Origin of the sequence: Nocardia sp. NPDC049220, assembly GCF_040647855.1 — a bacterium.
Taxonomy (GTDB): Bacteria; Actinomycetota; Actinomycetes; order Mycobacteriales; family Mycobacteriaceae; genus Nocardia.
The window spans coordinates 1-16,179 of the sequence record NZ_JBEZDA010000006.1; the positions used below are offsets into that span (position 1 = coordinate 1).

The 16,179-nt window shown below is 63.2% G+C and carries 24 protein-coding genes and 2 tRNA genes; 4 read left to right on the forward strand and 22 right to left on the reverse strand.

Translation table 11 applies throughout. The features are described from left to right. Positions 1–387 precede the first annotated feature (387 nt). Complete coding sequence (locus tag AB0C34_RS16880; protein ID WP_357073061.1) at positions 388–861, reverse strand: hypothetical protein; 474 nt, start codon at positions 859–861, stop codon at positions 388–390. A 2,409-nt stretch (positions 862–3,270) separates the two neighbouring features. Between AB0C34_RS16880 and AB0C34_RS16885 the strand changes: the two genes are divergently transcribed. Next, positions 3,271–3,690: a hypothetical protein gene (locus tag AB0C34_RS16885; protein WP_357073064.1), complete on the forward strand. Its 420-nt coding sequence runs from the start codon at positions 3,271–3,273 to the stop codon at positions 3,688–3,690. A gap of 448 nt (positions 3,691–4,138) precedes the next feature. Here AB0C34_RS16885 and AB0C34_RS16890 read toward each other — a convergent pair whose 3' ends face one another. The 3 genes from AB0C34_RS16890 to AB0C34_RS16900 form a co-directional block, all read right to left on the reverse strand. Beyond that, a complete protein-coding gene (locus AB0C34_RS16890) occupies positions 4,139–4,762 on the reverse strand; it encodes a hypothetical protein (protein ID WP_357073067.1) in 624 nt (207 codons plus the stop codon). 40 nt (positions 4,763–4,802) lie between these two features. Then, positions 4,803–5,138 (reverse strand): hypothetical protein, encoded by a 336-nt coding sequence (locus tag AB0C34_RS16895; RefSeq protein ID WP_357073070.1) that lies wholly within the window; start codon positions 5,136–5,138, stop codon positions 4,803–4,805. A gap of 95 nt (positions 5,139–5,233) precedes the next feature. Then, positions 5,234–6,523, reverse strand: coding sequence for a hypothetical protein (locus tag AB0C34_RS16900; protein WP_357073073.1), 1,290 nt, complete (start codon positions 6,521–6,523; stop codon positions 5,234–5,236). Between the two features lie 361 nt (positions 6,524–6,884). Between AB0C34_RS16900 and AB0C34_RS16905 the strand changes: the two genes are divergently transcribed. Continuing rightward, the gene (locus AB0C34_RS16905) at positions 6,885–7,106 is read left to right on the forward strand and encodes a hypothetical protein (RefSeq protein WP_357073076.1); all 222 of its coding nucleotides are present in this window, start codon (positions 6,885–6,887) and stop codon (positions 7,104–7,106) included. Continuing rightward, positions 7,106–7,735, forward strand: a complete 630-nt coding sequence (locus tag AB0C34_RS16910; protein WP_357073079.1) for a hypothetical protein — start codon at positions 7,106–7,108, stop codon at positions 7,733–7,735. The genes AB0C34_RS16905 and AB0C34_RS16910 overlap by 1 nt, the downstream gene beginning before the upstream one ends. Positions 7,736–8,362: 627 nt before the next feature. Here the strand turns inward: AB0C34_RS16910 and AB0C34_RS16915 are convergent. From AB0C34_RS16915 to AB0C34_RS17000, 18 genes are all read right to left on the reverse strand, one after another. Beyond that, entirely contained in the window at positions 8,363–8,710 is a 348-nt protein-coding gene (locus AB0C34_RS16915; protein WP_357073082.1) for a hypothetical protein, read from the reverse strand. After that, positions 8,697–9,149, reverse strand: coding sequence for a hypothetical protein (locus AB0C34_RS16920; protein ID WP_357073085.1), 453 nt, complete (start codon positions 9,147–9,149; stop codon positions 8,697–8,699). The genes AB0C34_RS16915 and AB0C34_RS16920 overlap by 14 nt, the downstream gene beginning before the upstream one ends. A gap of 130 nt (positions 9,150–9,279) precedes the next feature. Further along, positions 9,280–9,555, reverse strand: a complete 276-nt coding sequence (locus tag AB0C34_RS16925) for a hypothetical protein (protein WP_357073088.1) — start codon at positions 9,553–9,555, stop codon at positions 9,280–9,282. Positions 9,556–9,566: 11 nt separating this feature from the next. Continuing rightward, positions 9,567–9,839 carry a hypothetical protein gene (locus AB0C34_RS16930; RefSeq protein ID WP_357073091.1) on the reverse strand — a complete coding sequence of 91 codons (273 nt, stop codon included), beginning with the start codon at positions 9,837–9,839 and terminating at the stop codon, positions 9,567–9,569. Between the two features lie 36 nt (positions 9,840–9,875). Continuing rightward, positions 9,876–9,951: transfer RNA gene (locus AB0C34_RS16935), tRNA-Ala, on the reverse strand. Between the two features lie 21 nt (positions 9,952–9,972). Further along, positions 9,973–10,224: a hypothetical protein gene (locus tag AB0C34_RS16940; protein ID WP_357073094.1), complete on the reverse strand. Its 252-nt coding sequence runs from the start codon at positions 10,222–10,224 to the stop codon at positions 9,973–9,975. Between the two features lie 81 nt (positions 10,225–10,305). Beyond that, entirely contained in the window at positions 10,306–10,647 is a 342-nt protein-coding gene (locus AB0C34_RS16945; RefSeq protein WP_357073097.1) for a hypothetical protein, read from the reverse strand. Positions 10,648–10,719: 72 nt separating this feature from the next. Next, complete coding sequence (locus AB0C34_RS16950; protein WP_357073100.1) at positions 10,720–11,175, reverse strand: hypothetical protein; 456 nt, start codon at positions 11,173–11,175, stop codon at positions 10,720–10,722. Positions 11,176–11,351: 176 nt separating this feature from the next. Further along, the gene (locus tag AB0C34_RS16955; RefSeq protein WP_357073103.1) at positions 11,352–11,615 is read right to left on the reverse strand and encodes a hypothetical protein; all 264 of its coding nucleotides are present in this window, start codon (positions 11,613–11,615) and stop codon (positions 11,352–11,354) included. Between the two features lie 596 nt (positions 11,616–12,211). Continuing rightward, on the reverse strand, positions 12,212–12,427 hold the full coding sequence (locus AB0C34_RS16960) for a hypothetical protein (RefSeq protein ID WP_357073107.1): 216 nt from the start codon (positions 12,425–12,427) through the stop codon (positions 12,212–12,214). Between the two features lie 4 nt (positions 12,428–12,431). Next, positions 12,432–12,851, reverse strand: coding sequence for a hypothetical protein (locus AB0C34_RS16965; protein ID WP_357073110.1), 420 nt, complete (start codon positions 12,849–12,851; stop codon positions 12,432–12,434). A gap of 12 nt (positions 12,852–12,863) precedes the next feature. Further along, positions 12,864–13,130 carry a hypothetical protein gene (locus AB0C34_RS16970; protein WP_357073113.1) on the reverse strand — a complete coding sequence of 89 codons (267 nt, stop codon included), beginning with the start codon at positions 13,128–13,130 and terminating at the stop codon, positions 12,864–12,866. 24 nt (positions 13,131–13,154) lie between these two features. Continuing rightward, positions 13,155–13,307: a hypothetical protein gene (locus tag AB0C34_RS16975; protein WP_357073116.1), complete on the reverse strand. Its 153-nt coding sequence runs from the start codon at positions 13,305–13,307 to the stop codon at positions 13,155–13,157. Between the two features lie 218 nt (positions 13,308–13,525). Next, positions 13,526–13,602: transfer RNA gene (locus AB0C34_RS16980), tRNA-Ala, on the reverse strand. Between the two features lie 131 nt (positions 13,603–13,733). Further along, entirely contained in the window at positions 13,734–13,976 is a 243-nt protein-coding gene (locus AB0C34_RS16985) for a hypothetical protein (protein WP_357073119.1), read from the reverse strand. Positions 13,977–14,056: 80 nt separating this feature from the next. Further along, the gene (locus tag AB0C34_RS16990; RefSeq protein ID WP_357073122.1) at positions 14,057–14,323 is read right to left on the reverse strand and encodes a hypothetical protein; all 267 of its coding nucleotides are present in this window, start codon (positions 14,321–14,323) and stop codon (positions 14,057–14,059) included. Positions 14,324–14,420: 97 nt separating this feature from the next. Beyond that, positions 14,421–15,185: a hypothetical protein gene (locus AB0C34_RS16995; RefSeq protein ID WP_357073125.1), complete on the reverse strand. Its 765-nt coding sequence runs from the start codon at positions 15,183–15,185 to the stop codon at positions 14,421–14,423. Positions 15,186–15,262: 77 nt separating this feature from the next. Next, on the reverse strand, positions 15,263–15,526 hold the full coding sequence (locus AB0C34_RS17000) for a hypothetical protein (protein ID WP_357073128.1): 264 nt from the start codon (positions 15,524–15,526) through the stop codon (positions 15,263–15,265). A 122-nt stretch (positions 15,527–15,648) separates the two neighbouring features. Between AB0C34_RS17000 and AB0C34_RS17005 the strand changes: the two genes are divergently transcribed. Then, positions 15,649–16,170, forward strand: coding sequence for a hypothetical protein (locus AB0C34_RS17005; protein ID WP_357073131.1), 522 nt, complete (start codon positions 15,649–15,651; stop codon positions 16,168–16,170). Positions 16,171–16,179 lie beyond the last annotated feature (9 nt).

Sequence of the window (16,179 nt, forward strand, 5' to 3'; positions counted from 1 at the left end):
CGGTATAACGTTTTTATAAATAAAATCGTTATAAAACCGTTATCTTTAAGTAAACTCCTCATTCTTCGTCGTTTACTTAAAGATAACGGTTTTATAACGATTTTATTTATAAAAACGTTATACCGGATTTTATTTTTTGATTTTCGGGTTTTTATTTTTTTGGTTTTATTTTTTCTAAGGTTGAGTTATGTAATTAACTCACCTTTTCGCGTGCGCGTAAATAAATACTCACCTTTCCAGAGAAAATCTTTAGTGGTGAGTTATTATAAATAACTCACTATTGCGGGCGTGGGATTATTTATTACTCACGTCGGCTTGTCAAGTCGGTACGCGTGTCCCGCGTGTTGCGGATCGGGCAATGTCCCGGACACGCTCTCTCACCTGCGTTTATGGGGTTTCCGCTTGCTCTCGTTGTCGCTGTCGTGATACAACTCGTGGCATGACTTCTCGCAGCTCGGCTCTCGTTTCGTCGGCACCGGTTCGCCGGTTCGTCGGCGTTTCCAGCTGGGTTTCGGCGTTGCTTGTTGGGGTTTTGGGGCTTGTGCTGGGGTGCGGAGTGGCATCCGGTGGCGGTTTCGTGGCAGCTGAGTTCAGCTGTGTATCAGCAGTTTTCGCCGGATCGGTCTCGGCCTGGGTCTCGGCCTCCGGCGCCGTTCGGTCGGCGTGGTCGGCCGGTCGTAAACGGTTCGAATTTGTCGAAGTTTCGACGCCGGTATGGGTATCAATTTCCGGATCGCCCGAAATTGCCCGCCATTTCCGGGCGAATTCATACATTAATTGTGGCTTCATTACAGGCTTTTCGAAGGCCGCCTGATCTGTTTTATTACACCATTTTATTGCATAGTGGCAATTGTTCAGCATCCATCTTTGCCCGGAAGCTTCCTTCTGGGTTGAGGTGGATACGTGCTGTATGCCACCGGGCTGGTGGGCGCACCGAACCGTCGGCGCCACGCGGTACGTCGGGCTCTCTGCGCCTCTGGACGCTCGGGGGGTACGATCACCCACCCGAGCGGTGGAAGTGCGGCAGCGGAGATTCTGGAGGCTCTTTTGGTGGGTCGGGTTTTACGACAGCACACCACACGATCCTGCGTGGATCGGGAGGTGTGAGGCACGCGTCAGGTCTTCGGGGGAGGGGGCCGCTGCGATGCCCCCAGCTGGAAGCCTCTCAGACCGAGGAACTTTCGTCGGGGTGGTGCCCCCCGGTCGCACCGGGCTGTTCCGACGAAGTGCGTTGCGAATGGGGCGCTTTGCGGCCTGCTGGGTGAAAGCTGTTGGTGTGCGGACCCGGTCGATGAGTCCATGATCCTGGCTGACCGCATCCGGGTGCCTTTCGCCCCGGCTCGGCTGGTCTTGTTCGGGACCGCGGCACCGGCACCCTTCGGGCGTCATTTCACTAGATCTAGTGAAATGCGGTTGCCGGCGTGGTCTCGGGTGCGCCGCCAGCCTGACCCGTCCTGTGTGCGTGCCGTCCTGTGTGCGGCGTGCGTGGGCCAGTGGGGTGGCCCTACGCCGCCCCGGCGGGCTCGGCTGTGGGTTATGTCGCGGCGCTGGGTAGTTGTGTCTGGCTGGTTGTCGTGCAGATGCGAAGATTAGACCGGTCGGTCGGAGGTTTCGCTAGGTTCGGCACTTTACTCTTCGCCTTCTGGCAGAGAGGGCTCTCGCTTCCGAGGCCGAGCGGAAAGTTTTCGGCTTCCCCCTTCTGGTTTCGGCGCCCCCTTGCTGCCTGTGGGGGTTCCCCAGGGACCTGTGGGGGTGGGTGGTCCTCAGCCTGTGGCTGCTGCTGAGCATGCTGGCGATTGTCCTTCTGCTGTGCCTGCCAGTGTGCGTCTGGCTGCACTTCTCGATCGGCAGGCCAATCTTCACGACCGGCTTTCCCTCCCCTAGGTGGTGTGGGGTTGTTCCTCTTCTACTGGCTCATCGGGTGCCGCAGTGTGGGTGAAGAAGGCAGCGAGATTACGGTTTCGCCTTTCCTGCAAGCTGGTCGTCGAGAACCTGGTGTGGACGTGATGTCGTGGTGTACCTCGGCCCCCTGGTGGATCCCTAGGGTCATGGAGCGTTGGTTACCCCGTTCCCCCACGCGGGCGTGGTGGAGGGCAAAGAGGGCACCTCCACCGGCGTCCCCTGGTGGAGGTGGTGGCGTCCCCTGGTGGAGGTGGTGGCGTCCCCTGGTGGAGGTGGTGGCGTCCCCTGGTGGAGGTGGTGGCGTCCCCTGGTGGAGGTGGTGGCGTGAGGCGCCGCCACTGCTCGACGAGGGCGGCGTAGGTCTCGGTGGTGATCGGGGTGGTGGGTAACTTGCGGGTGCGTGCCCGTTGGGACGCGGCTGCATGGTGACGCCGTGGTCCGCGCCGCACCCGGACCACACGGGTGGACAGGAACACCGGCCCCGGCGGCGCGTCCAGTAGGAGCCGGCCGAGCAGGTGGTGCGGATGTCGTACATCAGCTCGTCGTGCTTGCCGCCCTTGCGGATCATCCGGTTCGGCCGGTCCAAGTCGTCGATGCAACTTGCATGACCTTTTCGGTGCGGCGCGGGCGTACAGCATCGCCCACAGGGTCCGGTCCTCGAGGCGGTGCGGGTCAGCGCGTCGATGTCGCCGCGGTCGCGTACGCGCAACCCATTTCGGCTGCGGCTCGCGGTCCGAGCCTTCGAGAACGGCGTCTGCCGGCGGTGATCCAGCCCTTCGCGAAATTTGCCATGGCTGAGGCGATCGCGGTGCGGATGTTCAGGTGCACCGCTGTCGGCTGCGTCAGTGTCGAGTTCGTTCAGGCTGCCGATTCCGGCGAAGGCGGTCGGCAGCGTCGAGGTGTGGGCGTGCACGGTCTGCGGTGAGGTGATCCGGCCCCGAACGCCCGCGGTTGTTCCTGTGTCAGCGCAGGTACTCCGCCAGCGCTGGGCTTGCCGCCGCCGGTGTCGGCGGCGAGCGTGCGGCCGTCAGCAGCTACTGACATTCAGATGACGAATCGCAACCAACACCAACTACATCTGAACCACTTCACTAAACCTCGACAGGACCACAGAACACACACTCAATTCAGAAGCTTCCAACCAAAGATCGTCAGCACACCCTTTGCACCAGTTCGATGCCACGGTCTCATTTCGTCCGGCGAAACTCGTAACGTGGCGCTATGGACGCCAACGAATCGCCCGAGTACTGCCCGAATCCGAGGTGTGGATCTGTAATCGTGCAGCCGCGGCGGGGCCGCCGGCGGCGGTGGTGTTCGGACGACTGCCGTCGACGCGGCCGGGAGCAAGGCATCCGTATTCACGAGGTTGTGTGCGAGCGGGAGGTGTGGCGTCCGGAGCGGATCTCGGTCGACCGACAGATCGCGCGACTGTTGGACGACCAGGACGCCACCGAGCAGTTGCTGCGCGGTTTGGTTTACCGTTGGCGCCACAGCGGCGGCCCTGATGACGAATTTCGGCAGCGGGTGACACCGACATTGCTTGAACTGTGGCAGGCGTTCCACAGTGCGTCCGATTCGGGCGCCGTGCAGGATCTGCCGATGAGAGTGCCGACTGCGGCTGCCGAACAGCGCGCCGCGGTCACCCGCGTGTTGTCCTCGCCGCGCTCCATCGCGACGGTGCTCAGCCACGTTGGCGACAAACTCGCCGCCGGGCAACTGCGCGGTGGCGCGGACGAACCGGTCCTAAACGCTGTTGCGTATCTGGCCAGAAAGGCGTTCCGGCGATAACCCTCGGTGTGGTGATCGGTGGCAAGCGAGCGAAGCTTGCGGCATCCTTTCAAACACCTCCTGAGGTGACCAGTAGGAGGGACTTGCGGTGCAGCGTGCCCGGACCCGCACCCCGTTGAGTCGAGCATGATGTTGATCTGGGCCGGTCGCCTCGAATCGGTTGGCGCGCCGATATCAGCGGCAAAGCATTGGTCTGCTCCGGTGAGGGTCGAACGTGCGTTGCTGTACCGGCTCAGCGGTGTGCGGGTCCGGGATATGGTGCTGAGTCGCCCAACACCGCCCAACACCGCGCGGTGTTGGGCGGGTGGGACGTCAACTATTCGGCAGTGTCACGAAGGATCTCGCCGTGCCGATGTCGGCACCGGCCGCGGAATCCACACTCACCGTCTGGTCGACCTCCCGCGGGCCATGTGTACGCCTCAGCTGGGCACGGGCGGGTGTGTGGGAGTCAGCGGCGGCCGGTGTGGGTGCAGGAGCTGCACGGGTAGTAGTTGTGGCCGTGGCCGTTGCGGCGGATGTTGAGCAGGTCGTCGCGAGTGTGTACGGGGGTCCAGACTTGGCCGCGGCGGCATTGCGGATGTGGGCAGGGAGATCCGGCGCGGTATTCGCCTTCGGCGCGGTACCAGCGCAGGTTCATGCCACTGCGGTTGTTTCCCAGCGTCCAGCCCAGATAGTCACGGGTCTGGTCGGCGGCGGTCAGGTGGTAGGCGATGTCCTCGCCGAACAGGTTGCGGGCGTACCGCCAGCAGTGTTCGCGGTCGGTGGGTTCATGCCGGCCTGCGAGTAGCTCGGCCAGGGCGTCGGTCGGGATCACGAATTGCTTGGTGGCGGCGTCGATGTGGCCGCACTGCCGACAGGTGGCCCGCGTGCCGGGAATGCCCTGTTTCAGGCATGCGTCGGACAGTTCCTCTTCGCAGCAGGGGCAGTGGTGCGCGGCGCGGTAGGCGGCGCTACCGGCGGGGGACATGCAGCACTTGGGCCGAAGGTCCGGGGTGCCGGGCCGGAACGGGCGGGCGGGGGGTTCGGGCGTGGTGTGTTGATGGAGGGGGCAGCGGGTGGCGGTGTGGTTCATGGGGTGTCCTCGTGTGCGTGAGGGGTGAGGGGTGATCAGGTCACCACAGGCCGGCTACGGGCATGCGGCGCACCACCCGTCCGTACCAGTTGCGCACGATCAGCCACCGTGCGCCGCTGGTGTCCGTGGTCAGTCGGAACCGTCCGCCGCGGGGAACCGTCACTGTGACGGCGCCAGGACCGCCGAAGCGTGGTTGCACGCGAACGCACTTCTCGGTCATCGGCTTTCCCTTGTCTGCCAGGTACATGGCTCGTGTCTGTACGTCGAGACAGCGGCCGGTGATGCGGCTACCGAGTGTGGCGGCCAGGCGTGCCAGTGTGGCGGGATAGCGGCCGAAGTGTCCTGATGTCTTGTGGCAGTCGATTACGTACAGCATTGCTGTGGACCTTCCAGTGGTTGCCGAGTGACCTTGTGGGCGTTGCAGGGTTGTTGGTGGCGTTGCGGTTTCCCGCCGATGGGGTGGGTGTGGGTTCAGGCTCGGCTGGGCTTCTTCCGGAGCGGGCTGGTCTGGTCGTGGGTGGTGGGTGGAAGCGATACGCGGAACCGGATGTAGTCGCCTGCGGGAGTGGTCGTGGTGGCCATTTCCGGCAGGGTGTATCCGGCGGGGTGAGCGGCGGGGTGGTTTTGGATCCCGCGGCCGAGGGCGGCGACAGCGGCTTGGTCGCCGAGGCCTCCGAAGGCGAATGTCGCCGAGAGGTTTTCGCGCAGCCGTGGGATCAGTCTTTCGGTGGTGGTGATCAGGACTGCGATGCCGTACTGGCGGCCGTGGGCGAGCAGGTCGATCACGGCGGTGGTGTTGGCGTCGGCGAGGTTGTTGCGGTGTTGGATCTCGCGGGTGCGGCCGGGTGTGCGGGCGAGGAAGGTGGTGTAGTCGATGACGACGACGATCTGCGGCCATTCGGTGGTGGGGCCGGCCTGCCAGAAGTCGGTCACGCCGAGTGTGTCGCTGATGCGTTCGGCGCGGTGGCGGCGCAGTTCGACCAGCTTGTTGAGCACCGTGTTGGCTTCGTCGATGTCGTCCCCGGTCAACGCCGTCAGCACCTTGTTGTTTGCCAGCGAGCCGTAGTTTCCGGTTAGGGGAGTGGGGGTTTTGCCGTCGAGGATGATCCAGGCGGTGGGGTGGGGGTCGGTCCGGGTCAGGTGTAGGACGAATTCTGATGTTCCGATGCGGCCGTAGAGGGCGACGCCGGGGGTTGTGGCGAAGTTCAGCGTGACGGGGTTGCCGAAGTCGTCGACGCCGCAGTGGCGGCTGGCGATGTGCGTGTACGCCGGAGCAGCAGCGGTGGCGGATACCGGGATGGTGGTGGTCTGCAGGGTCAGTTTGAGGCGGCCGGCGTCGCACTGCTCGACTGTCACCCGCGGGACTTTCCAGGCGTTGGCAATTTTGATGCAGTTCCTGGCGACCTTCTTCTCGTCGACTTCGGGCACGCCGTCGATGTCGATGATGACGATGACGTGGGTGGTGGTGGCGCGTGTGCTGCGGATGCGGGGGGTTTTGAAGCGGCGGTGGCGGCGGTTACGGCCGAACAGCGGAGCGGTCCGGGTTCCGTGTAGACGCAGGCGTACAGCCAGCTGGGGCCAGGTGCGGCGTACTCGGGCGGCCAGGCGCTCGTTGCGACGGTGGGCGGGGTCGCTTGCGTACCAGACGCGCCAGCCCAGGCCGTAGTAGTCGGCGAGGGTGTAGGCGAGGAACGCGGCGAACAGAGAGGCGACGACCCACACTGTGGGCGGCAGGGCGGGCAGGGGTGTCGTGCTGGGCATCGGGTCCTCCAAGGGACTCTCGCGTGTGATTTAACACTATTCTAGTACATTCGACACTATTACACTAAATTTAGTGAAAACCGGCCATGGGGGTGTGCGTGGTGATGTGGTCAACCCGGCGAGAGCTGGACCATGCCGGGCCGCCCCTACACACGCCTGGGCGCATCACAAGAGGGGGCGCGCACGGCCAGGGCAATCTGCGTGAGATGCACCGGGGAGCCGCCTTGGCCGCTTCGCCCCGTATCGAAGTCACCATCGAGGACTCTGGGCCATGTTTTCCGATACCGCTTATTGACTGCGCCTGCACCCAGGTGCGACGGTATAAGCGATATCGTTTATTAGTTCAGGGAGGTTGGTTCGGATGAGTGACCGTGTCCGCGGGATGACCGAGCAGGCCATGCTCGATCGGATGGCTTCGATGGTGAAGCACGCCCCGGAGGTTCGGCTGGCGGTTGAGGCCGAACCCTGCCGCACCGAGAAGCAATTGCGGAAGAAGGACGAACGCGAACGTCGCCTCAGTCACCAGTCTCGCGGCCACGATCGACAAGGCCGCGATCGCAGCCAGACAGGGCGGGGCCGCTGATGAGCGAGTTCGGGTCTACCAACGCGAGCGATAGTGCGGAGCGCGGTCCTGGCCGCCCGCCGATCGGGGATCCGAAGCCGATCCGGTTGGGCAAGTGGCTTACCACGGCTACCGATGCGCAGGCCGAACGCGAAGGACGCAGCCGCGCCGCGCTGGTACGCCGCGCGGTGCATGCCTATGTGAGCCCAGGCACCGCCGCGCTGGCCGATGGTGCGCAGTGGACCCGAAACCGCAGTGGTGACCTGTGGTGGGGCGGCGAGTTCAACTACCCCTCCGAAGGGGAATCGCGCCTACTCGAGGATTGGAACGTCTTCACGGACAAGGCCGAGTGGGATGATGCGCCCCCTGGAACAGTGGCCGCGGTGGTGACGTGGCAGGGCAATGGTGGCGGCCCGTCACAGAGCATGTCGATGGAATCGGCAGAGGCCCTCGGGCGGTCGCTACTGAGCTTGGTTGCGGTACATCGCCTGGCGAAACTGTGGGACACGTCAGTGGCGGCCCTGATGGCGACGTTGGTAGAGGAGCTGACCGGCGAACTCGACCCGCCATCCGCGAAGCTGGAGGCCGCGCTGCGTAATCCAGAGCGCGTGAACGCCGCCCTGGCTCGACTCGGCAGCACCGCAGATTAGGGGTAGCCCCCACCCGCCGAATACCAAATGGGCCCGAAGTTTCGCTCCGGGCCTATTTGTGTGGACGATCAGCCTTTTGAGAACCCGTTGTCACGCAGTAGCGGGGCGCGTGTCGCGGTGGCACGATCCCGTACTGGATTTCGGCTGCGGCGGGGATGCCGGGAGCGCTGTCGAGCTCGACGACGCTCCATAGTCAGCCGACGCGTGGGCAGAACGGCGAACGGGCATCGGCGTACAGGAGGAGGTGAGTCATGTCTCAGACCGGAGTCGAACCGGGCCGCGCCCCATGAGGGACGGGCTAGCCGAGCCGATATTCCACGCGTCCGGTCTACCGGCCGCCGGATCAAGTACCTCGGTTTAGACCTGCACTGACATCGCAACCAGAAAGGCCACCCGGCACTGTGCCGGGTGGCCTTTCTGGTGTTTGCGGAGCCTGCTTAGATCTTCGGCCGGCGGTGGCATCGGCCGAGGCGAGAAGCAATCCGGCGGTTCGCCGGTGAGGACTGGCCTGCTGATGCGCTCCACTCGCCGGCGAGAAGTCAGACAGCCCAGTCCTTCAACGACATCAGACGAGCGGCACTGCGACCTCTTCGTCGAGTCGGGCGGCGAATTCTTCGATGGTCAGCCTCAGTCTCCTGTCGTTGCGCTTTCGTCCATCACATATTGCGCGGCGGCGATCAACGCGGCAGCCAACGACAAAGCGCGCCCGGGCGTCGCGGTCGGGTTGGATACGCCGACCGTCGAGATCCGACCATCATCGTCGAGTCGCACCCGCGAGTACTTCTCTTCAGCAACCGGCCAGGATCTGTAACCCCACTCGTCGACCTCGGCCTCCGGCAGGTTCACCAGCGCGCACCTCTGCTCATCGAGCCAACCACTGAGATCCCGCGCCCACGTTTCCGCAACAGCTACAGGCATATCTGGGTTGCCGGCTCTCAACGCGTTGGCGATCGCAACCTGGTTATTCAGTTCCATCGTGATTCTCTCGTTTCTCCTGGTGTTGCTGATGTTTATGGGGCTCCAAGTGCGTGCGGAACCCGACAGCATCCAATCCGCCGATAGCGCCAACAACTCCCGCGTCCGTGAGATTGAAACTCCAAAACCCGCCCCTGTCAGCCCGTGCGATCACCTGCGCCCATGTCAACTCAGGTTTTAGTCCGTGCACGACAGCTGGCAGGTACTCGATACCCGACGCGCGCTCCCGCACGATCGTTACTGCGGTACCTTCGTGGAGCCATTCGAGGCTATTCATCTCGTTTCCCTTGGCCTTGCCCTTGTTTCGGATCGTTAGCGGTCCACTCTCGGTCGCCCTGGCGACCACATTTGCGTCGGAGCCCCATTCGGCGTTCATCGCCTGGAGCACACGGATCGTGGTTCGGACCTGTTCACGCCCCTTCTCTTCCGGGATGCTCAACTTCCGCAACAAATTCGGCGACCACCACTCAACAGAGTCGTAGCCCAGCTGGCGGTTGATTCCGCAAGCACCTTCGCCGCGAGCAACGCTTCGTCTCGGGTGACAAGAGGGGAAACAGAACGGGGCATGGCTACTCGCCTTCCTGTGCAAGCTGGGCGAGCATCGCGGCCGAATCACCCTGGCTGGTCACGTACCCGCCAGTCGGGCCACAAGCAGTCGGGAAACCCGTCTCCGGGTACAAGATGTTGCCCCGGTAGCCGTCGACAGAAACCTTGTCGCCCTTGAACAACCAGACACGAAGGTTGCCGAGGGAATCGACACCGGAAGCGATATAGTGGCCAGGTGGTGTGGTCGAGTCGCGGCCGGACCAGTGAATGGTGACGTCGGACAGGTTGAATCTGGACATGTCATCAATCCTTACTGCTGGTTGGTGCGCGGGTCGTCGGGTCCGACCAGGAGGAAATACCGGTTCTTATTGGCGGGGTCGTCGCGGTGGTAACTGGTCAGACCGTCGAACGTGGCGCCCTCGCTGGGGCGGTAGCGGACACCGTTCGCGAGGACGATCCGGTCGTTATCCACTCGCGTAACCGTCGCGGTGACGATCTTCTTGGTGCTGTAATCGCGGGTAGAGCAGTGCAGTTCGTACACAGTGGTACCGGGAGTTGCCCAGTCAGCGAATGGTGCGCTCATGTTGTGGTCCTGACTTTTGTAGGTGTGATGCTGTGTTGGTGGGTCGTGCAGGGGTTGAACCTGCGGTGTCGCTATCGCCATTCGCGACACACTCCCAACGAGCAAACGACCCTTCGAACGGGGCGGAAGATGGTCACTCGGCGAGTTCGGGGAAGTTCTCGGCCACCCACATGTCATGGACGTCCTGACCGACAACATGCGGCGGCCGGATGCCGGCATCGAGGTAGGCGGAGAACTGATCGGCGGTGATCTTCGCCTTGATCACGCGGCGCTCGGCTTCGAGGTTGACCGTGGCATTCGGGCCGAAGAAATAGGCATCGTTGATGTCGTCGGTGAGTCGATAGAACTCGTTGATGTTGTCGATAGCTTCCCGGGTGAGGGTCATCGAATTCTCCTGTCGTGAATGACGTCCTGGTGTCGTGTCCCGGCCCGGAGTCGAACCGGGCCGCGCACCATGCGGGACGGGTCAGTACGCGAACTCGACAGTCTCGCCCAGTTTCTCGGCCAGGCTCTCGGCAGCCCAGCGGGCATCCCGATAGCAGGTGACGTACCAGAGAGTCGGCTCGTCGATCTCTACGCGTGGCCAGTTGCTGGCGTGATGAATGCTGACCCGCTCATTCGGGCGGTCGTCGGACTGGACCAGGATTACCCAGTCCGGCGCTTCCTCGGCGATGGTGTCCGGCTCGCCGAGGGCTTCGACCAGGCGCGAGAAGGTGGCTTCTATCTGGAACACGGCACTCCCGCATTCCGGTCCTGCGAGGCATCGGGGTGCGGGTGCGAAGGTGCCGTCGGTGTGCATGGTCGCCATCGGATTCTCCTGTCAGGGTCTGGGGTCTAGTGGTCAGCACCGCGCCCGGGGTGCCGGGCGCGATGCAAACGACTAGGGCGCCAGCGTCGGCGTCACGCGGCGCGTCCACTCGGCCATTTCAAGGCCGTGCGAGGACGCGAGGAACTCGCAGTAGCCTTTGACGGAGTCGGTCATCCCGATGGGGTTCCAGCGATCGCTGGCCTCGACGGCCGCTATCAAGCGCGGGATGTAGGGAAGTTCCCTATATATCCAGGGTCGATTTGCTTGCCGCAGGATCGGATACAGGTCCGCAGTTGATACCTCGACGGCAGGGAGATTCCCTGCGGTTCGAACTGCATCATCGAGGTTGCGCAGCGCAGGGAACAAGCTGAGTGGGATGACATGTTCGCTTATCAGCATCACCAGAGACATGAGATCCGCTGTCGATACAGCGATGGTCGAGCGGTGCTGACGTGCCCGCCATCGGGCGTTCGGGCGGTCCTCGCTGTATGCGCTCCAGCCGCAGGTGCATTCGGCCTTGGTCATCATGGTCGGCACGTACCGGCCGCATGACCCGTTCGACTTGGTCTTGTACCGCTCACCGGTCTGCCATTCGATGGTGCGCGTCCGGTGGGAGCCGGTTCCGGTCCAACGCTTCGTGGCGGTCATCTGTACCTCCTGTCGGGGTTCGGGTTCTAGTTGTCAACACCGCGACGCAGAAGCACCTAACCGCTGATCGACTGCGAAATGTATTCGGATGCGGCGGGGAGGGAGGCGACCGAAGCAATGTGCCCGGACGGTCCGTTGATCACGAACTCGTTGATGGCGTGGTTGCGGGAAACGGTCCAGCCGGTGATGTCGGCGTTGGAATCCCGGTCGATCGCCTGGTACCACGTGACGATGTTGATTCCCATAGGCGTGCCGTAGAAGCGCTCGGGAAAGGTGGTGACGGTGCTCAGGGGGGTGAACATGACGTTGATGGTCGTCACGGTCTGCTCCTTCGGGGTGGATTGGGTGCGACGAATGTCGAGTTCGTCGCGGCGAAGCGCGGCCCAGTCCGAGTCTCCTGTCCAGGCTTGATGCGCTTAACCAGACCCTACCAGAGTTTCACCAAATTTAGTGAAATAGTCATATATTCACTAACTTTAGTGAATATCAGTGGCGCCTTCCCGGGGAGTCCGCCGCGCGACCGCTCTTCCACCCAGCTCAAAGCCGTGCGCTCTCGGACGCCTGGACAGGATCTATTGCCCCTCGACTGCATCATCACCGGCACCATGGACGACGCGAGCATCGGCGCGCAGCTCGTGTCCGTGTGTCGATGATCAGGGCAGCTTTATCGAGTGACCGGCCTGGCGGCGAGTACGACGCCGTTCTCCCGGCCGGCCGTAGACGAGCTGCAACTGGATCCGTAGACGAGCAGCGCCCCAACGGGCGGCCGAGGTACTCGGCGCCGGCCACATCCGTAAGACCTCCATACATCGTTCGACGCATGCTTGTCCGGCCTGGTTCCTTCGGTCGCTCGGACGGCCGCCGGTGAACCCGCACCGATTCGTGCCGGCGACATCACGCAACCAGGTTCGGGCGGTCAGTCAGCTTGTCCGGTGTCGTCATTGACCGCCTTCTCGGTGAGATGCCACCAAGGGGCGTAAGTCGAGAACGTCCAAATCGAGCCGTCAGCGGCAGTCCACACGCCGCCAGGACGCGGCTGCGGCGGAAAGCGGAACCAGCGGGCAGCATGGTCCCGGTTCATTTTGCTGTGGATCGCGCTCGGGTGGCGTGAGACGTCATCAATGCGGGGCATGGTTTCAGTCCTTGTCGGTGTCGAGCAGCGCGAGGTAGGTGTCGACCGCGGCACGCAGTTTCTTCGCGGTATCGACGTCTCGGCGGTTCTGGAACTTGTCGGCGTAGTGGCGGACACGTTTGGTCGATTCGTTGCGTGCCTGCTGCTGTCGGTAGCTGGCCACACGTGGATCTCCGAGCGGCGCAAGGTACACGACGCGATCCGACGAGCTGGCGACGCTGCGTCGAAGCCAGGTGTTGTCACCGATCTTCTTGGTGTGGCCGATGTTGAACTTCTCGGTGCGACCTTCGACTGTGATGACGACATCCCGCTTACCGATCTTGGTGACCATGGCCTCCGACACGCTCTCATCGCGGTAACGGCCAAAGATGTGAGCGACAGTGGCGCCGACAGTGAGCCACTCGAGGCCAGGTGTTTCGGTCATGTCGGTTGTTCCTTACTTCTCAGCGCGGGGGTCGTTCGGGCCGACAAGGAGGTAGTAGCGGGCAGCTGACTGCGGGTCGTCGCGGTGGAACGACGCCGGCAGGGTGCTCGTCAACTCCGACATGCGGTAGCGGGCGCCGTTCGCCAATACCACCCGGTCCGCGGTTACGCGCTCAACCTGGGTCTCGATTGTTTTGATCGTCCGGTAATCACGAGTGGTGCGGTGCAGTTCATAGACCGTGGCGCCTGGGACAGCCCAGTCAGGGGCAGTGGTTGTCATGTTGTTGTCCTTGCGTGGTGGTGGTCAGCAGAATTCGTAGTTGACGAACGGGTGTCCGTCGATGTCGCGCCAACGCCGTTCGGACGGTTCCTCGTTGGCCGGCCAACGCGCATTCATGTGGAAGTCGACGTCGACCGGACGTGCGGTCGCCTTGAGCCAGAACACGTCGAAATCCACCGTGGACCGCTTTCCGAAACGATGACGGTTCCGGGTTCGGACAGGTGGTCCTGCACCGACTTCAAATCGAGATCCGGGTGTGCGCGCCACAGGAATTCGGAGCTTGCAACGTATTGCCCGATGTGCAAGCCGTCTTCCCTGCCAGGGGTTTTCGCGGTGCGGGCGTAGTAGTTGTCGGACATTGAGTCGCCTTTCGGTAGATGGTCAGTGTGACTATGTGGTGGGTCGTGCAGGGGTTGAACCTGCGGGTGTCGCTATCGCCATTCGCGGCACGCTCCCAACGAGCAGACGACCCCGATCGTGTGTCAGGTGGTGGACTGAGCCGGCAACTCGATCAACTTCATCGGAAGCTCCTATCGGGTAGTGGAATCAGGTCTGTCGCGTCCGGCCCTGAGCCGAACCAAGCCAGGCGCCATACGAAACGGGTCAGTCGAGAATCGAGGCAATGCCGAACATGTCCAGGGCACTGCGCATCTCCGCACTCGGCATCTGACGTGCCTTCGTGGCCAGCATGCAGCGCCGCTGGGCGTGGCGGTCGGCCGACGCCAGCCACAGGGGGCGGTTGTCCAGATTGGCATCGGTCGTGGCGTTCTCACGGTGACGTGCTGAGACGGCGGTGCAACGGCTGATTTCCATTGCGAGGCGTATTGCGGTGTAAGTGGTGGCCATGATGGCGGTTCTCCTATCGAGTACAGGTCTGTTGTGTCCCGGCCCGGAGTCGAACCGGGCCGCGCACCATGCGGGACGGGTCAATCGAGGATCGAAGCGAAGCCGTACACGTCCAACGCGCACCGCATCTCAGAAGGCGGCATCTTCCGCGCGACCGCGATCAACCCACGGAACCGGCCGTTCATGCGGTCAGCCGCCCAAAGCAACCGCTCGTTGTCCGGGTCGGCTGCAGCATCGCACCGGTACTGGCCCACGGCGGTCGCGCAGCGGTCGATCTCCTCGGCGATCAGCGGTGCCATACCAGCGAGGTAAACGGGTGCAGTGACGTGGTCGTTGGTGGCGGTCATCGAGGTTCCTGTCTGCGCGAAGAGTTGAAGGTTGGTGCTGGGTCGTGTCCCGGCCCGGAGCCGAACCGGGCCAGGCGTCATGTGCGCGATAGCGGTTCTAGTGGCTGTCCGGCGAGTGGGCGATCAGCTCTCCCCACAGGTCGACCAGCGGTTCCCCCAGCAACAGCCGTGCACGCTCCCGATCGCGGCCACTTTCAACGAGCATGGGAGCCCGCGCCTCCACGTACCCTTTCTTGGTGTGCGTGCTCCGACGTGCCGGTTCGATCGCCAACCAAACCTTCCGGCCGTCATCGGTCTTCACGCACCAGCTGCTCCCGTACCTCGTGGGAAAGACTTCGGCGTCGACGATGCGTCCGGTCGCCAGTTCGACCATCACGGGGTAGTCCTCGATGACCCAGTACCGCTTCGGCTCGGCCTCCAGGATCCGATCGACGCATTCCAAGCATCCGCATCCGGCGTTCCATCGGGTGACGGTGCCGTGTGGTGCCGTGGCGCGGCACTCGGGGCACCGGCAGCCGTTGCTGTACCGGGTTTCAGTGCCATGCTCGCCAAGCTTGGCGTCTGTGGCTTCGCGGTGGGCTTTGCGCTCGGCGGCGGCCTGCTCGTTCCGTATGGCGGCGTATCGGTCCCGCAGCATCTTCTTCAGTTCGGTGACATCGAGGCCGACGCGTTCAGCGCAGGTGGAGCCGATTTCATGCGTTTCCTCGGTTGTGCGGTGGCGAATCTGCACGCAGATCGCGATTGCCGTCCCGCAGTGCCAGCACGTGCCGCCGGGCAGCTGCACCCCGGGTGCGGGCTGGTAGTAGCGGGTGTCGTAGCCGGTGATCACATAGTCGGCGAGCGGGGCGATGGTCGCGGTCATCTGTATCTCCGATCAGGGCAAAAACTTCGGGTTCCGGGGACCGCGGCCCTCCGGAGTGGGCGCGATGCAAAGGACTACTAGGCGGAGGCGCCGGTCCATGCTTCAGCGGCGGCGATTACTGCGGCCTGGAGCGAGCGGTCGTGCTGGGTGTATGTCCACTCCGGGTAGGCGCGAAGGGCGGCTTCGATCGCGTTGGCCCGCGATCCGGAGTTGGTAGGTAGGGCGTAGACCTCTGCCGCGGTGAGCGCGTTCTTGAGGCCGGTTTTGTGGCTCGGACTGTTGAGGTAGGCCATGCCGGCGCGGCTGAAGCTGAGGTGGTCGGCGATTGCGGTAGCGGTCATCGGAGATCTCCTGTCCGGGTTGCTGCAACCACCCTACCATATTTACACTAAATTTAGTGCAATCAAGCCATATGCACTAAAATCATTCAAACCGGCTTGCGTTAGCTTCTCTGGAGGACCCGATGCTCACCACCCCCATCGCCATCTATGCAGCCGACTTCTCCGATCGGGGCGCCGGCAACGACCGCCACCTGTGGACGCCCGGCAATCTGCGGCACGTCGTGGCTGCACTCGACGGCGCCCCGGTCGTCCTCACCACCGACAAGCTCACTGGTCACACCCGCATCGGCGTCACCCTCAAGGAGGTTGTGCTCAATTCGTATGCTGCTGGTCGCAACGCGCTGATCTACACCGACAAGTTCGGGGACCACGCGGTCAGTTGCACCGATCTCGGGCCCGCAATCGTGCCGATCACCGAGTTCGCCGCAGGACACGACCCCAAATGGGTTGCGCTCGAGACAGTCCGCAACGAATGCAGCGCCGCCATCGACTACATCAAAGATCGCGACCACGACGGGAAGCTCACCGGCCGCTACACCGCGAAGCCCGGCCTGCGCTGGGTTGATGTCGAGTTCACCCCATGCGACGAGGAATGGCCGACACGTTACCGCGTCGAACTCGACCTCATCTCAGCCACCGCCTAACCATGATCG

What these genes read in the sequence shown, in the direction of transcription:
- AB0C34_RS16880 (WP_357073061.1), bottom strand. Translation starts at nt 861, where the DNA reads ATGCTGAACAATTGCCACTATGCAATAAAATGGTGTAATAAAACAGAT.
- AB0C34_RS16890 (WP_357073067.1), bottom strand. Translation starts at nt 4,762, where the DNA reads ATGAACCACACCGCCACCCGCTGCCCCCTCCATCAACACACCACGCCC.
- AB0C34_RS16895 (WP_357073070.1), bottom strand. Translation starts at nt 5,138, where the DNA reads ATGCTGTACGTAATCGACTGCCACAAGACATCAGGACACTTCGGCCGC.
- AB0C34_RS16900 (WP_357073073.1), bottom strand. Translation starts at nt 6,523, where the DNA reads ATGCCCAGCACGACACCCCTGCCCGCCCTGCCGCCCACAGTGTGGGTC.
- AB0C34_RS16905 (WP_357073076.1), top strand. Translation starts at nt 6,885, where the DNA reads ATGAGTGACCGTGTCCGCGGGATGACCGAGCAGGCCATGCTCGATCGG.
- AB0C34_RS16910 (WP_357073079.1), top strand. Translation starts at nt 7,106, where the DNA reads ATGAGCGAGTTCGGGTCTACCAACGCGAGCGATAGTGCGGAGCGCGGT.
- AB0C34_RS16915 (WP_357073082.1), bottom strand. Translation starts at nt 8,710, where the DNA reads ATGGAACTGAATAACCAGGTTGCGATCGCCAACGCGTTGAGAGCCGGC.
- AB0C34_RS16925 (WP_357073088.1), bottom strand. Translation starts at nt 9,555, where the DNA reads ATGTCCAGATTCAACCTGTCCGACGTCACCATTCACTGGTCCGGCCGC.
- AB0C34_RS16930 (WP_357073091.1), bottom strand. Translation starts at nt 9,839, where the DNA reads ATGAGCGCACCATTCGCTGACTGGGCAACTCCCGGTACCACTGTGTAC.
- AB0C34_RS16940 (WP_357073094.1), bottom strand. Translation starts at nt 10,224, where the DNA reads ATGACCCTCACCCGGGAAGCTATCGACAACATCAACGAGTTCTATCGA.
- AB0C34_RS16945 (WP_357073097.1), bottom strand. Translation starts at nt 10,647, where the DNA reads ATGGCGACCATGCACACCGACGGCACCTTCGCACCCGCACCCCGATGC.
- AB0C34_RS16950 (WP_357073100.1), bottom strand. Translation starts at nt 11,175, where the DNA reads ATGATGACCAAGGCCGAATGCACCTGCGGCTGGAGCGCATACAGCGAG.
- AB0C34_RS16960 (WP_357073107.1), bottom strand. Translation starts at nt 12,427, where the DNA reads ATGCCCCGCATTGATGACGTCTCACGCCACCCGAGCGCGATCCACAGC.
- AB0C34_RS16965 (WP_357073110.1), bottom strand. Translation starts at nt 12,851, where the DNA reads ATGACCGAAACACCTGGCCTCGAGTGGCTCACTGTCGGCGCCACTGTC.
- AB0C34_RS16970 (WP_357073113.1), bottom strand. Translation starts at nt 13,130, where the DNA reads ATGACAACCACTGCCCCTGACTGGGCTGTCCCAGGCGCCACGGTCTAT.
- AB0C34_RS16985 (WP_357073119.1), bottom strand. Translation starts at nt 13,976, where the DNA reads ATGGCCACCACTTACACCGCAATACGCCTCGCAATGGAAATCAGCCGT.
- AB0C34_RS16990 (WP_357073122.1), bottom strand. Translation starts at nt 14,323, where the DNA reads ATGACCGCCACCAACGACCACGTCACTGCACCCGTTTACCTCGCTGGT.
- AB0C34_RS16995 (WP_357073125.1), bottom strand. Translation starts at nt 15,185, where the DNA reads ATGACCGCGACCATCGCCCCGCTCGCCGACTATGTGATCACCGGCTAC.
- AB0C34_RS17000 (WP_357073128.1), bottom strand. Translation starts at nt 15,526, where the DNA reads ATGACCGCTACCGCAATCGCCGACCACCTCAGCTTCAGCCGCGCCGGC.
- AB0C34_RS17005 (WP_357073131.1), top strand. Translation starts at nt 15,649, where the DNA reads ATGCTCACCACCCCCATCGCCATCTATGCAGCCGACTTCTCCGATCGG.